The sequence below is a fragment of the Dehalococcoidales bacterium genome, from assembly GCA_028717385.1.
In the GTDB taxonomy this organism is placed as follows: domain Bacteria; phylum Chloroflexota; class Dehalococcoidia; order Dehalococcoidales; family CSSed11-197; genus CSSed11-197.
This window is the reverse complement of sequence record JAQUNW010000013.1, coordinates 17,555-31,822: the sequence shown is the minus strand read 5'-3', so window position 1 is coordinate 31,822 and position 14,268 is coordinate 17,555. Positions and strand designations below refer to the sequence as shown.

Annotated in this window: 18 protein-coding genes and 1 pseudogene; 9 read left to right on the top strand and 10 right to left on the bottom strand. The window is 44.2% G+C overall.

The annotated features are described in order from the left end of the window. Positions 1–122: 122 nt before the first annotated feature. The 3 genes from PHX29_04440 to PHX29_04430 form a co-directional block, all read right to left on the bottom strand. Entirely contained in the window at positions 123–902 is a 780-nt protein-coding gene (locus PHX29_04440) for a biotin--[acetyl-CoA-carboxylase] ligase (GenBank protein MDD5605142.1), read from the bottom strand. A 76-nt stretch (positions 903–978) separates the two neighbouring features. Then, a complete protein-coding gene (locus tag PHX29_04435; protein ID MDD5605141.1) occupies positions 979–1,146 on the bottom strand; it encodes a hypothetical protein in 168 nt (55 codons plus the stop codon). A 15-nt stretch (positions 1,147–1,161) separates the two neighbouring features. Continuing rightward, positions 1,162–1,620: an ATPase, T2SS/T4P/T4SS family gene (locus PHX29_04430; protein MDD5605140.1), complete on the bottom strand. Its 459-nt coding sequence runs from the start codon at positions 1,618–1,620 to the stop codon at positions 1,162–1,164. 281 nt (positions 1,621–1,901) lie between these two features. Between PHX29_04430 and PHX29_04425 the strand changes: the two genes are divergently transcribed. The 4 genes from PHX29_04425 to PHX29_04410 are packed head-to-tail and all read left to right on the top strand — an operon-like array spanning position 1,902 to position 4,949. Beyond that, positions 1,902–3,122 (top strand): homocysteine biosynthesis protein, encoded by a 1,221-nt coding sequence (locus tag PHX29_04425; GenBank protein MDD5605139.1) that lies wholly within the window; start codon positions 1,902–1,904, stop codon positions 3,120–3,122. A gap of 16 nt (positions 3,123–3,138) precedes the next feature. Then, positions 3,139–3,549, top strand: coding sequence for a 4Fe-4S binding protein (locus PHX29_04420; GenBank protein ID MDD5605138.1), 411 nt, complete (start codon positions 3,139–3,141; stop codon positions 3,547–3,549). Next, a complete protein-coding gene (locus PHX29_04415; GenBank protein MDD5605137.1) occupies positions 3,549–4,283 on the top strand; it encodes a UPF0280 family protein in 735 nt (244 codons plus the stop codon). The genes PHX29_04420 and PHX29_04415 overlap by 1 nt, the downstream gene beginning before the upstream one ends. 21 nt (positions 4,284–4,304) lie before the next feature. After that, entirely contained in the window at positions 4,305–4,949 is a 645-nt protein-coding gene (locus tag PHX29_04410) for a ribulose-phosphate 3-epimerase (GenBank protein ID MDD5605136.1), read from the top strand. Between the two features lie 2 nt (positions 4,950–4,951). Here the strand turns inward: PHX29_04410 and tkt are convergent, their stop codons facing one another. Next, the gene (tkt, locus tag PHX29_04405; protein ID MDD5605135.1) at positions 4,952–6,952 is read right to left on the bottom strand and encodes a transketolase; all 2,001 of its coding nucleotides are present in this window, start codon (positions 6,950–6,952) and stop codon (positions 4,952–4,954) included. 198 nt (positions 6,953–7,150) lie between these two features. On the opposite strand from tkt, the gene PHX29_04400 reads away from it, so the two are divergent. Both PHX29_04400 and PHX29_04395 read left to right on the top strand, forming a co-directional pair. Beyond that, the gene (locus PHX29_04400) at positions 7,151–7,540 is read left to right on the top strand and encodes a LysR family transcriptional regulator (GenBank protein ID MDD5605134.1); all 390 of its coding nucleotides are present in this window, start codon (positions 7,151–7,153) and stop codon (positions 7,538–7,540) included. A gap of 229 nt (positions 7,541–7,769) precedes the next feature. Then, positions 7,770–8,687, top strand: coding sequence for a LysR family transcriptional regulator (locus PHX29_04395; protein MDD5605133.1), 918 nt, complete (start codon positions 7,770–7,772; stop codon positions 8,685–8,687). A gap of 31 nt (positions 8,688–8,718) precedes the next feature. Here PHX29_04395 and PHX29_04390 read toward each other — a convergent pair whose 3' ends face one another. Next, on the bottom strand, positions 8,719–8,934 hold the full coding sequence (locus PHX29_04390; protein MDD5605132.1) for a hypothetical protein: 216 nt from the start codon (positions 8,932–8,934) through the stop codon (positions 8,719–8,721). A gap of 44 nt (positions 8,935–8,978) precedes the next feature. Here PHX29_04390 and PHX29_04385 point away from each other — a divergent pair. Further along, positions 8,979–9,263 (top strand): annotated as a pseudogene (locus tag PHX29_04385) (transposase). Here PHX29_04385 and PHX29_04380 read toward each other — a convergent pair. Further along, positions 9,201–9,485, bottom strand: a complete 285-nt coding sequence (locus PHX29_04380) for a winged helix-turn-helix domain-containing protein (GenBank protein ID MDD5605131.1) — start codon at positions 9,483–9,485, stop codon at positions 9,201–9,203. The pseudogene PHX29_04385 and the gene PHX29_04380 sit on opposite strands and share 63 nt — an antisense overlap. A gap of 144 nt (positions 9,486–9,629) precedes the next feature. Further along, on the bottom strand, positions 9,630–10,520 hold the full coding sequence (locus PHX29_04375) for a universal stress protein (GenBank protein MDD5605130.1): 891 nt from the start codon (positions 10,518–10,520) through the stop codon (positions 9,630–9,632). A gap of 120 nt (positions 10,521–10,640) precedes the next feature. Between PHX29_04375 and PHX29_04370 the strand changes: the two genes are divergently transcribed. Then, a complete protein-coding gene (locus tag PHX29_04370; GenBank protein ID MDD5605129.1) occupies positions 10,641–11,144 on the top strand; it encodes a MogA/MoaB family molybdenum cofactor biosynthesis protein in 504 nt (167 codons plus the stop codon). Further along, the gene (locus PHX29_04365) at positions 11,141–12,340 is read left to right on the top strand and encodes a molybdopterin molybdotransferase MoeA (protein MDD5605128.1); all 1,200 of its coding nucleotides are present in this window, start codon (positions 11,141–11,143) and stop codon (positions 12,338–12,340) included. Before PHX29_04370 ends, PHX29_04365 begins: the two co-directional genes overlap by 4 nt. On the opposite strand, the gene PHX29_04360 is transcribed toward PHX29_04365, so the two are convergent. From PHX29_04360 to moaA, 3 genes are read right to left on the bottom strand one after another with little or no spacing between them, the layout of a single operon-like run. After that, positions 12,337–12,780 carry an MOSC domain-containing protein gene (locus PHX29_04360; GenBank protein ID MDD5605127.1) on the bottom strand — a complete coding sequence of 148 codons (444 nt, stop codon included), beginning with the start codon at positions 12,778–12,780 and terminating at the stop codon, positions 12,337–12,339. The genes PHX29_04365 and PHX29_04360 overlap by 4 nt on opposite strands. Beyond that, positions 12,773–13,255 (bottom strand): cyclic pyranopterin monophosphate synthase MoaC, encoded by a 483-nt coding sequence (gene moaC / locus PHX29_04355; GenBank protein ID MDD5605126.1) that lies wholly within the window; start codon positions 13,253–13,255, stop codon positions 12,773–12,775. Before moaC ends, PHX29_04360 begins: the two co-directional genes overlap by 8 nt. A gap of 4 nt (positions 13,256–13,259) precedes the next feature. Further along, a complete protein-coding gene (moaA, locus tag PHX29_04350; protein MDD5605125.1) occupies positions 13,260–14,258 on the bottom strand; it encodes a GTP 3',8-cyclase MoaA in 999 nt (332 codons plus the stop codon). Positions 14,259–14,268: the final 10 nt, after the last annotated feature.

Genomic DNA, 14,268 nt, shown 5'->3' with positions numbered 1-14,268 from the left:
AAAAGCAGTACGATCGTGTTCCCGCTGCCTATAGATATGCTTAATGCTGTTTCCAGGAAAATGGAAAAGGAGTCATAGACATACCAGCTGCCTGCCCCTGGTTGAGGGGCAGGCAGCTTATTTCACTCAAGCTTAACATCACCAGCACTGATAATGACTTGTTTTCCCGACTCGAGCTGGAGTATCAGATTGCCATCTGGGGTTACATCTCTAGCCAAGCCCCTCAAGTCCGTTGAGCCGCGTTCAACTATAACCTCCCTGCCAAGCGTTATCAACCGACTTTTCCATTGGTCCAGCAGGCTAATATTGTTTTTTAAATCAGTATACAGCTTGTCAGTATTTTCAATAAGTTTGCAGAAAACCGCCCGCATATCGATCTCCTTGCCTATTGCACAGGCAAGGCTTGTAGGAGGAACAGTCATTTTGTTGTAAACAGACATATCAGAGTTAACATTTATACCCATTCCAATAATAGCATAGGTTACAGTTTCAGCCATTATCTGGCTTTCGACTAAAATCCCGGATACTTTTTTATTTCCAATCAAAACGTCATTAGGCCACTTTATTCCGGCATTTTCTACGCCAAAATGTTCGATTGTGGCTAATACAGAAAGAGCACCGCACATCACAAGTTCAGCCACCTGTGACTTTTCCGGATAGCAGAGTATTGATATCGCCAGGCTTCCTTCGGGAGAGAGCCAAAATCGGCCTTTTCTCCCGCGGCCTCCGGTCTGTTGCCCAGCCACAACTACCAATCCTTCCAATTCCTTTTCAAGACCTTTTTCACGCGCGACATCCATGGTTGATGGAAGAGTACGGTAGTAATAAACTTTACGGCCAACTAAACGAGTGGGAAGCTTTCCTGCCAGCCCAGAATAGATATCTCCTGTGTTTTCTTTCATGTGCTTGATAATCTCAGTAAATGTTTAACTTTGGATTTTTTTCATCGGTTCTGGTTCGAAAAAACTGGCAATACCATTATTCAATCCTGGGGGCATAGCCACCGCTTGATCTAAATTGCAATAATTTTTCCAACCTTTCCGGACTTGAGCTCTTTGCAATTGCCTCTTCTCTGGATACCCATCCATCTGAAACCAGTTCGGCTAATGATTGATCCAGTATTTTCATGCCATTCTTGTTATTCAATTGAATAACATTGGGTCATTCGTAAGTACGACCGTCACAAATGAGGTTTCTCACCGCCGGATTAGCCAGCATGATCTCAAATGCCGCCACTCGGCCTTTTCCACCATTTCTTGGCAGAAGGGTTTGGGAGAGAATACCCTCGATACTTTGCGAGACTTGTAGTCTAATCTGGGCTTGCTGAGCCGGAGGAAACATATCAGTTATCCGGTCAATTGTCTGCGTTGCATCTCTTGTATGCAGTGCCCCCATGACAAGGTGTCCGGTTTCAGCTGCCCGAATAGCAATTGGCATTGTGTCAATATACCTCATTTCGTCTACAACAATCACATCCGGATCCTGTCGCAGTGAGTGTACCAGGGCAGCATTAAAAGACCGGGTGTCATCCCCCCCACCCAAATCTTTTTGCGCTATCAGGCTGTTCTTGTTGCTATGAAGATACTCTATCATCATTTTCAAAATTTCATCTATATTCACCCATTTTCACCTCTTGTACGTAAACATTTAATTCCCTACCTGGAACACCAGGTATTCACTGATTATTTATTTCATGCATTATTGTATTGTAGGATAGCCAGTTGTCCACGGTCTAGTGCTCCTTTGATTAGCTCGAATTCTCAACGAAATTAAAGCCAGATGGATCATGTAATTATTTCATTGATGGATATTGGCGACTATTTCGTGTTTTGCCTTATAATTGACAGTCAAGTCTCATAATACTATGATTTAATCCTGTTCAATTGGTGGTTGTAAACTTTATGTCAAAAACTATTGAAGAAATCAACTCAAAAATCAAATCCGGCAAAGCCGTAGTGGTAAATGCCGAGGAAATAATCGACATAGTCCGCCAACAAGGCATTAGCCAGGCAGCAAACGAGATTGACGTTGTTACTACAGGTACTTTTGCCCCAATGTGTTCCTCTGGAATTTATTTTAATATCGGGCATTCAAAACCGAGGATTAAGCTGGAAGCCGGTAAAACTCTTATCAACGATGTACCTGCTTATACCGGTTTTGCGGCAACTGATATTATGCTCGGTGCAACTGCACTTCCCGATGACGATCCCAGGAATAAAATATATCCGGGGGATTTTAATTACGGGGGAGGGCACGTTATAGAAGATTTAGTATCCGGTAAAGACGTGAGTCTCTCAGCAACAGCTTATGGCACTGATTGTTATCCCAGAAAAAAACTGGAAACCTGGATAAATATCCACGATTTAAACGAAGCAGTATTTTTCAGTCTCCGCAACTGCTACCAAAATTATAATGTAGCCACAAATACCTCTGATAAAACTATCTACACCTACCTTGGTGTTCTTAAACCGCGCCTCGGAAACGTAACTTACTGTTCTGCAGGGCAGGTTTCTCCCTTGTTAAATGATCCTTATTATAAAACCATCGGCATTGGTACCAAACTGTTCCTTGGAGGTGGAGCGGGCTATATCTCATGGCATGGCACTCAGCATAGCCCTAATGCTCTTCGTACAGACAACGGTGTTCCTAAAAGAGGAGCAGGAACGCTATCGCTTATTGGCGATTTAAAACAGATGAATGCCCGCTGGTTGCGAGGCGTCAGCATGCAAGGCTATGGAGTATCGCTAGACGTAGGAATTGGTATTCCTATTCCAATACTCAATGAAGAAATACTTGAATATACAGCGGTAACCGATGAAGATATATTCTCCGCTGTTGTTGATTATTCAAAAGCCTACCCTCATAACTTGCCAGATATTCTCGGGGAAGTCTCCTACGCCCAATTAAAAAGCGGAACCATTCAGCTGGGAGGCAAATCTATTCCCTCCGCTTCGCTTTCCAGCTATTCGCGCGCCCTGGAAATATCAAATATTTTAAAAGAGTGGATTATCAGCGGAAAATTCCTCCTTACTGAGCCGGTTGCTTCATTGCCAGGAGCTGGAAGCAGCCAAAGCACGAAACCTCTTAATTATCGACCGGTTGAAAGGAACAACTGTTACTAATTAATTCGGAGTCAATGTGAACGTATCACGTAAAATTGTACTGCATTTTCCTGCCCGTCTGGTAGAAGAAGCTATTGCCTACAGGCTGGTAAAAGAATACAATTTACGATTTAATATCCTGAAGGCTTCCATCATACCTGATTCAGAAGGTTTTGTTGTGCTTGAATTGTCCGGCGATCAGGAAGATTACGACCGTGGGATTCACTTCCTGACAAAAACAGGTGTTAAAATTGAGGCATTAAGCCAGAATGTGGTTAGAAACGAAGATAAATGCACCCATTGTGGGGCGTGCTTGACAATATGTCCTACTGGCGCTTTCGAAGTAGAATCAAAAAGCCGCAAGGTGCTCTTTATTCATGACAGGTGCATTGCTTGCTCAAATTGCATCAAGGCATGTCCCCCCCGCGCAATGGAACTACATTTTTAATGTACCAAAACAGGTATTACCGCAGCTGGGTAAACAGCCATGGATTAATCAGTTTCCAAGTTACCTGCGGCCAAACTGATCTCATGATTCAAGCCCAGTCCGATATCCACAAACAGGCTGCTTTTTATGCTACCAAGTACCATGATTTGATAAGCAAATATATAAAGTATAATCCAACATTTGAAAAATCTCTTATACCAATGGTAATCGACAAACAAGCTCCACCAATAGTGATTTCTATGTTTGAAGCAAGCGATAAAGCTGGCGTAGGCCCTATGGCGGCTGTTGCCGGCGCTATCGCCGAATATACTGGCAAGGACCTTTTACGCTACAGTAAAGAAATCATCATAGAAAATGGTGGTGATATTTTTTTATCGACTTCACACAAGCGTACTATTGCAGTTTATGCCGGAAATTCTCCGCTTTCCGGAAAAATCGGTATTATAATCCCTGAGAAAACAACAACAAAAGGAATATGTACCTCCTCTGGGACAGTTGGCCATTCTTTGAGTTTCGGTAAAGCAGATGCAGCAATGGCCATTAGTTGCTCTGCTATTCTTGCGGATGCAGCCGCAACCGCTATAGGAAACGTCGTAAAAACTGTTGAGGATATTGACTCCGGACTCGACATTGCGCGATCAATATCCGGAATTGACGGCGCTTTAATAATAATCGGTTCCAAATTGGGAGTTTGGGGCAATATTGAACTAGTGCGCCTTGATCAGGATAATTAATAACATTATAATTTCTTGTCGATGAAAACCAGTGCTAAAATCGTACCTGCAATACTAACCGATAACCGGGATAGCCTGATATCAATGGTTAACTTGGCAAAATCGTTTACAGATTGGGTCCAAATAGACTTTATGGACGGACATTTTGTTCCTTCTCTCAGTATTACCCCCAAAGAAATCGCCGATATCACACCTGATATCACCTGGGAAGCTCATTTGATGGTAAACGAGCCAGAAAAAATCCTGAATTATATTAAAAAAGCCGGCGCTGAACGAGTGATATTTCATTATGAGGCAACTGGTAACCCGATACGCGTTATAGATGTAGCCAGATCGCTTCAACTTGGAGTAGGAATAGCTATGAATCCTTCGACACCGGCTGATGTATTAATAAACCTGGCCTGCAAAATAGACTGCGTGCTGTTTATGACAGTCAACCCCGGCTATTATGGTGCAAAGTTCATCCCTGAAGTACTTGATAAAGTAAAAGTGTTCCGGCAGCAATACAACGAAATGGAAGTCGGCATAGATGGCGGAGTAAAAGAAGAGAATTTGAAATTAGTTGCAAGTAGCGGTACCAATTCAATCTGTGTCGGAAGCGCTATATTCCTTAGTAAAAATCCGGCTCAGAGTTACCACCGGCTGTCGGGTATTATCAGATCCTGATACTACTTCTCTAATAATTTCTTCGCTTCACTGATAATTCGTTCTACCGTCAATCCAAGATAGGCATAGGCATCTTCCCATGGTGCCGAGACTCCAAACCGGTCTATTCCCATTGCCAGGCCGTCTTCGCCAATGTATTTTTGCCAACCAATGGTGCGCCCAGCTTCTATAGATATTCTTACTTTTATTTCGGACGGGATAATGGATTCGCGATAGCTTTTATCTTGCAGATCGAATAGCTCCCATGATGGCATTGAAACCACTCTGGCATTAATACCTTGTTCTTTAAGATTTATAGCGGCATTCACTGCTAACTGCACTTCTGATCCAGTTGCTATTAGAACAATTTCTGGCGCATGCTCGGTTTCCCAGATAATATACGCTCCTCGCTCTACCAACTTTATGTCTACAAGGTGAGATCGTTGAATTAAGGGAAGCTTTTGCCGGGTGAGTACAATGGCAGTGGGGTTATGCCTTCTTTTAATAGCAACTCTCCAGGCGCCAATTGTTTCAGCAGCATCAGCAGGGCGCAGGGTAACAAGCCCCGGAACCAGCCGCAATCCCATAATTTGCTCAACCGGTTGATGGGTCGGTCCATCCTCGCCAAGACCAATTGAATCGTGAGTAAATAGAAATACTACTCCCAGCCCCATCATCGCTGCCAGTCTTACTGGTGGACGCATATAATCGTAAAATATCAGGAACGTGGCTGTATAGGGGATTATTCCCCCATGCAAGCTCATGCCATTGGCTATGGCTCCCATGGCATGTTCCCGCACGCCAAAATGAATATTGTTACCAGAGTAGTTTTCTGGCCCGAAATATCCCCGGTCAGCCAGGACGGTTTTAGTAGAAGGAGCAAGATCAGCTGACCCGCCCACAAGATTATTTATTTTTTTTACCAACTCGTTAAGAACTATCCCCGATACTTCTCGAGTTGCCATCGGCTTGTTCAAATCAGCCATTAAACTTTCAAGGTTGTATTCCCAACCGGCAGGAAGCCCATTTCCAAATGCCATTTCAAGCTCTGCGGCTTCAGCCGGAAAAGAAGCTTTGTATTCCCTGAACATCTTTAACCAAATACCATAATCATTCCTGTTTGCTTTAACAGCTTTATCGAAATGATCAGCGGCTACCTGGGGTACGAAAAACGGCGGGTGATTCCAATCCAAATTATTACGGGTCAATGCCGCTTCGTTTACCCCAAGAGGTTCACCATGAGCCGAAGCCTTCCCGCACTTGTTTGGGCTGCCGTATCCTATACAGGTCTTACAAATAATAATGCTTGGCCGGCTACGCTCCCGCTTAGCCTCAATTAAAGCTTTATCGACTGCTTCTACGCTGTTTCCATCAATCGGGCCAATTACATGCCATCCATAGGCACCAAACCTTTTACCAACGTCTTCTGTAAAAGTTAAATCAGTTGAACCTTCAATGCTAATATCATTATCATCATAAAGGCAAATCAGCTTGCCCAACTCCATCGAGCCTGCCATTGACGCTGCTTCAGACGAAACACCTTCCATCATATCCCCGTCTGAAGCCAGTACATAAGTATAGTGGTTTATGATTTCATAACCGGATCGATTGTAACGACCGGCAAGCCACTTTTCGGCCATTGCTATGCCAACCGCGTTGGCAAAACCTTGCCCCAGCGGACCAGTAGTAGTCTCGATCCCAACCTCGATATCACGTTCTGGGTGCCCTGGAGTTTTACTGCCCAACTGGCGGAAATTTCGCAGCTCTTCAACTGGAATGTTATACCCATAAACATGTAACAGCGAGTACAGAAGAGCTGACGCATGTCCGGCAGATAGCACAAAGCGGTCCCTGTTGAGCCAGCCAGACTCAGACGCAACATGCTTAAGGTGGTTTTGCCACAAAGTAAAAGCTATTGTTGCCATACCCATCGGCGCACCGGGATGTCCGGATTTTGCGCGTTCTACCATATCGATAGAAAGAAACCGAAGAGTGTTAATGCACGTTTTCTGGATGTTATTCATAAACCTTGCAATTCTATCTTACATTGCATACCCATTTCAAATGATCCTGGTTCTGGCTGCGACTTAATAATTTCATGCGGTTAATCCAGTATTATTTTCTTCTTTGGAGCTATCATTATTCAAATTATTTACATCTTTAATAATTGACAGGTACCTATTCCGTCTGTAATATAACCAATGGGGGAAATAATTCAAACAATGACTGAAGTAACAAGCCGGAAAACTAATCGTAAACCTTCACAAATTGGTCGTAATCCTCAAGCTGGTTATAGCCTGCAAGCAAGCATATGGATAGAAAAGAATGGTGAGTTGTATTTGGGGGGAGGCCGAATAATGCTGCTTGAAAACATACACAAACTCGGTTCAATCTCGGCAGCAGCCCGTTCTATGGGATTAGGCTATCGCAATGCCTGGTTGTGGATCAATTCAATGAACCAGCTTGCCCCTTCTCCACTTGTAGTTAAAGTTAAGGGTGGGTCAGGCGGAGGCTATGCCCAATTAACCGAAGAAGGCCATAAAGCTTTGAAAGAATATAAAGAACTTCGAAAAAAAATGGAAGTTGCACTAGACTCTCTGCAACTCGATTAACCCTTCTGAACAACATCACAACCAATCTGCCTACAAGCTATGTAATAGCGCATGCGGTATCTCAATGCACTCATAATTAATAGCTATCCCTTCAACCAACTGACAGACACGACAAACGATTCACCCGCAAGAAACGCCGCGTAAATACTTGAGGATTTTTCTTCCATGGCATACAATATAAAAATCTGGTAGTCTTATAAGAAATATTTATACCTACCAGGGAGGATCAATGAATCTCGATTATCTGATCACCTTCCGTGAACTCGTGCGCATGGGCAGCTTCTCGGCGGTGGCAAAGTCTCTTTCGATCAGCCAGCCGGCGGTTTCCTTCCAGATACAAAAACTTGAATCAGATCTGGGAACTATCCTGATTGATCGCAGTCAAAAAAAGCTCAAACTCACTGATTCGGGGCAGATTGTTCTTTCTTTTGCGCATACTATCAACGAAGAACAGATCCGTTTGCACGCCGCTCTGGACAGGCTCAGAAATGACGTTGCTGGCGAGCTGCAGATTGCCGCCAGCACAATTCCTGGAGAATTCCTTGTACCCCCGTTACTGGGGGAGTTCATGGCTTCCCACCCGGACATAACTGCCCGTGTGGATATAATGGATTCAGCTACAGTTATCGACAGCGTTAAGTATGGGGATTACAAACTGGGTCTTTGTGGATCGACACCGCCTGAAACAGACGGTCTTTCCAGCTTCAAGCTCGCTTCAGATGAAATCGTACTGGTCGCCGCTCCGGGGCACCCACTTACCACCAAACAAGAAGTCAACCTTTCGGAAATTGTGAAATATTCTTTCATATGCCGCGAAGTGACATCCGGAACACGTCTGAGCCTTGAACGTTCCCTGGCTAATAGAAATTTCCAACTGGAAAAGTTAAAAATCAGATTGGTGCTTTCAAATACAGAGTCAGTCGTCTCAGCGGTTGAAGCTGGAAACGGGATCGCTTTTGTTTCCAGTATCGGGGCTAAAAGAAGCCTTACTCTCGGCAGTGTTAAAAAGGTTAATGTTAGAGGTCTATCAGTACGGAGAGACTTCCACTGTATTTATTATGCCAAGGATAATAACTCAAGACTTATCGAAGAATTCCTTTCGTTTACCAGGGAAAAGAGCTCATCACCCGGCTGGCATTGTCGTTAAAGGTTCGTCACCTAATACAGAAAAGTATGAACTAAATCGCCGGGTTCTCCTGTTTGGCAATCCTGATAATCCGACAAAACCTTTCCACCAGATCTGTATCGAACTGATTACCCGAGTTATTTTGCAGTTCAGACAATGCATCTTCACTAGACATTCGATTTCGGTACGGTCTCGGCGTAGTCATTGCATCATATGCATCAGCTATAGTTAGAACACGCGCCCCCAGGGGTATGGCTTCTCCAATCAAACCTGATGGATAACCCTTGCCATCAAATCTTTCATGATGGTGCAGAATCAGAGGCAGATATCCCGGCTTATACTGCTTTCCCCCGGGAACACTGGCGGCAGCTTTACTCCACCAACCCGCTGAAGCGGTTAAACAAGGAAATCAAGCGCCGCAGCAACGTAGTTGGTATATTTCCCAATAACAAGGCAGTCATAAGGCTTATCGGATCAGTGCTGATGGAACAGCAGGATGAATGGGAAATTGGCAGGCGGTACTTTTCGCTGGAATCAATGAAGAAGGCTCTGGAGGGTACCATAGATGAGCCATTGCTGTTGGCAGTAGAGGCATAAAAACATGAGAAACCACCGGTGGCAATTTACACCACTTGATGGGACACTACCAATGCTACCCCTATCTATAAGATCCCGATCAAGTAACAATTTTATATATTTCTGAAGTTGGAAATAACTCATATTAACGCTGTACATTATTTCCGTCTTCCCGGCTCCGCCGAGACGGAGCATGTCTGCGATTATTTCCAAGCTTGATCTTCTCTTATCCAGTCGTTCCATAATTTATTGACAGTACGATAGTATTATTACTAAAGTTTAATTATATCCCACTTGTCAACAAGCAGCTAATCCGGAAACCACTTTTAAGCTCAAGCAAAAAACCACCCAGATAAGCGCCGATAATTCAATGTCTTGCAACGACAGCTATTTGGAACGTACCAGGAAAATCGGGGTAGTCACTCCCATCAGCACTTTTTCAGTTATTGAGCCAAACGCCCATCGGCTGAAGCCGCTTCGTACATGAGTAGCCATGACAATCAAGCTGTAATTGTTACGCCCAGCGTATCCAATTATTTCTGCTGCCGGGTCTCCTGTGAGCACTCTCCATTTAACTTTCAGGCCGATATCAAGCAAATGAGCGGCGATATTCTTTAAATATTTTTCGGCGCTGAGCTTACTATGCGCCTGCTCGGCTGCAGTCTGCTTGCTCCAACTCATTGGCATATGAGACGGAAGATCTGAGGATATATCAGGAAAACTGCAGACACTTACTAATTCTACTTCGGTGAGTTCTGCGCCAAAGCATTTAGCCAGTGCTTCGACATGAGGAATTGCAGCTTCAGACCGTTTTGAGCCGTCAAGCAACACCAATACCTTTCCCTGAGGCGATAAATCTTTTACTTTCTTTTCAGGAATTCCCGCGCGGATCAACCAAACAGGTATTCTTGATTCTCTGAGTAATGCATCAGCAACACTTCCCAGGACAATGCGAGAAAACCCGCTGCGTCCGTGAGTAGCCATTAAAATAAAATCTATACCCTTCTTTTTGGCATATTTTTTTATGGTTTCCGCCGGGCTCCCGATGCCGACTTCACCCCAGGCTTTAACCATTTTTTCCTGGCCATTGTGAATAATTCTTTCTGCAGCCATATCAACATATGCCTGATGCATCGGGAGCACCGATTTCTCTTCAGGCGGGAGAACATTAAACATTACAGTTTCCAACCCGGTAATAGATGCAACCTTGGCAGCATAGTCAATCAGCACCTCAGAAAGAGCCGAACCATCCAGCGGAACAAGCATTTTGTTATACAAATTCAACCTCCATAACCTCATTTATAGTATACATTCAGGGGTTAAAAAATCAAGACTGCTACACACGCATTTGGTAGCATCTGTTTGCGTGAGTTATAATAACTGGATGGAGGTTCAATAATGGCCTACGATGAACATAAACAAGCATCACCTTCCTGCATCACTGCCGGTGTTTTAGTGATTTCCGATTCTCGTACTACTGTTAGTGATGAATCTGGAAAGCTCATTTGCCGTTTACTTGAGGAAAACGGGCACAAAGTTGCCGGTTTCAAACTGTTAAAAAACGATGCCTCTGATATACAAGAGGCTTTTTCTTCACTACTATCCATCCCGGAGGTTAAAATCATTATTGCCAGCGGCGGTACCGGACTAAGTAAGCGGGATATCACTGTTGAAACTATGATGCCTCTGCTTGATAAAAAGCTGGATGGCTTTGGCGAGCTTTTCCGTACCTTGAGTTATCAGGAAATTGGTACTGGCTGCATAATGAGCCGTGCTCTTGCCGGCACCATAGATAGTAAGGTAATTATTTGCCTCCCGGGTTCTCTAAAAGCAGTTAAACTTGCCATGGAGCAAATAATATTACCAGAAATCGGTCATCTCGTCAGGGAAGCATCACGTTGAAGTGGGCCGATAACCTGATATCTACCGACAAGGCGCTCACTCTTATCCTTGAGCAACTAAATCCAGTTGAGCGCACCGAGATGGTGCAAATTCTCGAAGCTTCCAACCGGGTTCTGGCTGAAGATATAATAGCAACTCACAATGTTCCCCCTTTTAACCGTGCCGCCATGGATGGTTACGCACTTAATTCTGCCGATACAAAGTCAGCTTCGCAGCAAAACACGGTTAAATTAATTATCAGTGGGGAAATTTATGCCGGAGATATATCCAGCCATCACGTTCAACCCAGAAGTTGCATGTACATAGCAACCGGAGCAGTTATTCCGGCAGGCACAGACGCAGTAATTAGAATTGAGAACACTTCTATCAGCGATGGTTGTATCTCTATTAACTCGCCGGTCAGGTCGTTTGAAAATGTGGCTCCAGCCGGTGAAGACATTCGTTCGGGTAAAGTTGTATTAAATTCCGGCACTCTTCTTTCCCCTGCTCGCGCAGGAGTACTTTCTTCGCAGGGCATCGAACAGGTAAAAGTGTATTCAAAACCTGTGGTTCCGGTAATTACCACCGGGGATGAATTGGCGCAACCACCGGAAGCATTAAGACCAGGGCAAATATATGATGTCAATAATACCACTCTTCGCTCGCTAATATGCTTGAGTGGTGGTTTTCCTGTAAAACTGACGGGCTTGGGCGATTCCTTAAAGTCTCTTGAACAAGGTTTTGAACAAGCTCTGAATGGGGATATGATTGTGGTTTCCGGGGGTTCATCGGTTGGCCAAAAGGATTATATGAGCGAATTACTTGCGTCTATGGGGCAAATTATTTTTCACGGGCTTAACGCCAAACCAGGCAAACCAACATTATTTGCAGTTGTAAAAGGTAAGCCAGTACTAGCTCTTCCAGGCTACCCTACCTCCTGCCTGATTAATGCATATATACTACTTAAACCTGCAATCAGAAAACTGGCAAGGCTGCCTGGGAACGATAACAGGACCATAGAGGCATTTCTCGCTGGCCGGATTAGTGCCAGCAAGAGGCGCCAGTTTGTTACGGTTGAATTGGATGGGACCCGGGCAAGACCAACAGGAAAAGAATCGGGAGCCATCACAGCAACCGCTTATGCCTCCGGTTATATTACGGTCCCGGAAAATACAGAGGTTTCAGAAGGTGCGCCTGTTAAGGTAACTCTTTTCTAAATCAGTTCTATCGTATTACCAGTTGAGACCTCTCCACCGGTAATTACCCTTGCAAAAACACCTTCGACAGGCATAATACATGTACCAACTGTTTTAAAAATGGCACAGTGATCGTGGCATTCTTTACCAATTTGGGTGATTTCCAAAATCGCTTCATCGCCAATTTTTATACGAGTACCGATCGGCAGACTAAAAACTTCCAGACCTGAAACGGTAATATTCTCTGCAAAATCACCTGGCTTGATTTCCAAACCCAATTTCTTCATTTTTTCGATACTGGAAACCGAAAGTAAACTTACTTGTCGATGCGTACGCGAATCAGCGTGGCCATCACCTTCAATACCGGAACCTGACACCAGGACTGCTTTGCCTACGTCCGACTTTTTGGTACCCTTCACCTGACTGACGCAGACAGCTTCCACAATAGCTGTTTTATTCATCTTCATTCCTTATAAAAGTACCACTTTTACCACCAGATTTCTTTTTCAGGCAGATACCAGTAATCATCATGCCACGGTCAACAGCTTTACACATATCATAAATGGTAAGAGCAGCAGTAGAAACAGCAACCAGAGCTTCCATTTCAACCCCGGTCTTACCAGTGCATTTCACAGTGGCTTCAATATCAATCGTGCTATCCCCTGAAAATACAAAATCCACACTCACCTGATCAAGCATAAGCCCATGGCAAAGAGGTATCAATTCTGGCGTTCTTTTAGCTGCCATGATCCCGGCTACGCGGGCGACAGACAGAACGTCGCCCTTCTTTAACGCCTGGTTCTTAATAAGCGTCAGAGTTTCCGGCTTCATATTTACACGGCCAGCAGCAATTGCTTCTCTGACTGTGTCTGCTTTGGGTGAAACGTCTACCATGTGTGCTTCACCTTTCGAATTGAGGTGGGTTAATTCATTCATTTTTCTATCCGCCTATCTGCCACATTTGACGGCTGGAAGGTAATATTTCTTCGCCAAGACGATGTTTTTCATGCTTTATAGCCACAGCCTGCGACATTAGCTCTTTAATACCTTCATCAGTGATTCCCTGGCGCAATGGAGTTTTGATGTCAATTTCGTCATCATCCAAAAGGCATGGACGCAGCTTTCCATCGGCTGTAAGCCTCATGCGGTTACAGGCTTCGCAAAAACAACCAGTAACGGCTCCAATAAAGCCAATCGTTCCTTCGGCATGTGCCAGGTGGTAATATTTCGCCGGTCCATTGCCCTTTGAGGACATTACCGGAGTCAGTTCGCCCATGTTACTAATAATAGTATCTTTAATAAAGTCTCCAGATACGGTTTGGTTAGCTGCGAATCTGTCAGTTCCGCAACCTTCACTGGCAAAGGGCATGTACTCGATAAACCTCACATGCCAGCCTTCATCACGCGTTTTAGCAGCAAAATCCAATATTTCATTGTCGTTAACGCCAGCCAGCATTACAGTATTTATTTTAATAGGACTCAAACCAGCTTTGGCAGCTGCTTCTATTCCTTTATATACATCGGAAAGGTTGCCATATCCGGTCATGTACTTGAATTTGTCTTCCTTAAGGCTGTCCAAACTGATGTTTACCCGGTTAAGCCCAGCATCTGCAAGCTCCTTAGCATGCTTTGCCAGGGTTATTGCGTTAGTAGTCATTGAAATATCCTTGATACCTTCTATATTGCTTAACATGTTCACCAGTCTCTCCAGGTATGGACGCATCAGAGGTTCACCACCAGTCAAGCGCAGGCTGTCTATCCCAAGCGAAACTGCTACGCGGGTAATCCTTTCTATTTCTTCATAGCGCAATATATCTTCGTGCTTCAAACGAGAAACAAGATGAGCAGTACAATAAATACAGCGCAGATTACAATGGTCGGTCACTGATATGCGCATATAATTTATACGCCTGCGGAAGTTATCAATCAGATAAGTCATTATGTGTTTA

Excerpts from the sequence above, each read along its gene's own strand:
- PHX29_04440 (MDD5605142.1), bottom strand. The coding sequence starts at position 902 with ATGAAAGAAAACACAGGAGATATCTATTCTGGGCTGGCAGGAAAGCTT.
- PHX29_04425 (MDD5605139.1), top strand. The coding sequence starts at position 1,902 with ATGTCAAAAACTATTGAAGAAATCAACTCAAAAATCAAATCCGGCAAA.
- PHX29_04415 (MDD5605137.1), top strand. The coding sequence starts at position 3,549 with ATGTACCAAAACAGGTATTACCGCAGCTGGGTAAACAGCCATGGATTA.
- PHX29_04410 (MDD5605136.1), top strand. The coding sequence starts at position 4,305 with ATGAAAACCAGTGCTAAAATCGTACCTGCAATACTAACCGATAACCGG.
- tkt (MDD5605135.1), bottom strand. The coding sequence starts at position 6,952 with ATGAATAACATCCAGAAAACGTGCATTAACACTCTTCGGTTTCTTTCT.
- PHX29_04400 (MDD5605134.1), top strand. The coding sequence starts at position 7,151 with ATGACTGAAGTAACAAGCCGGAAAACTAATCGTAAACCTTCACAAATT.
- PHX29_04395 (MDD5605133.1), top strand. The coding sequence starts at position 7,770 with ATGAATCTCGATTATCTGATCACCTTCCGTGAACTCGTGCGCATGGGC.
- PHX29_04380 (MDD5605131.1), bottom strand. The coding sequence starts at position 9,485 with ATGGAACGACTGGATAAGAGAAGATCAAGCTTGGAAATAATCGCAGAC.
- PHX29_04370 (MDD5605129.1), top strand. The coding sequence starts at position 10,641 with ATGGCCTACGATGAACATAAACAAGCATCACCTTCCTGCATCACTGCC.
- PHX29_04360 (MDD5605127.1), bottom strand. The coding sequence starts at position 12,780 with ATGAATAAAACAGCTATTGTGGAAGCTGTCTGCGTCAGTCAGGTGAAG.
- moaC (MDD5605126.1), bottom strand. The coding sequence starts at position 13,255 with ATGAATGAATTAACCCACCTCAATTCGAAAGGTGAAGCACACATGGTA.
- moaA (MDD5605125.1), bottom strand. The coding sequence starts at position 14,258 with ATGACTTATCTGATTGATAACTTCCGCAGGCGTATAAATTATATGCGC.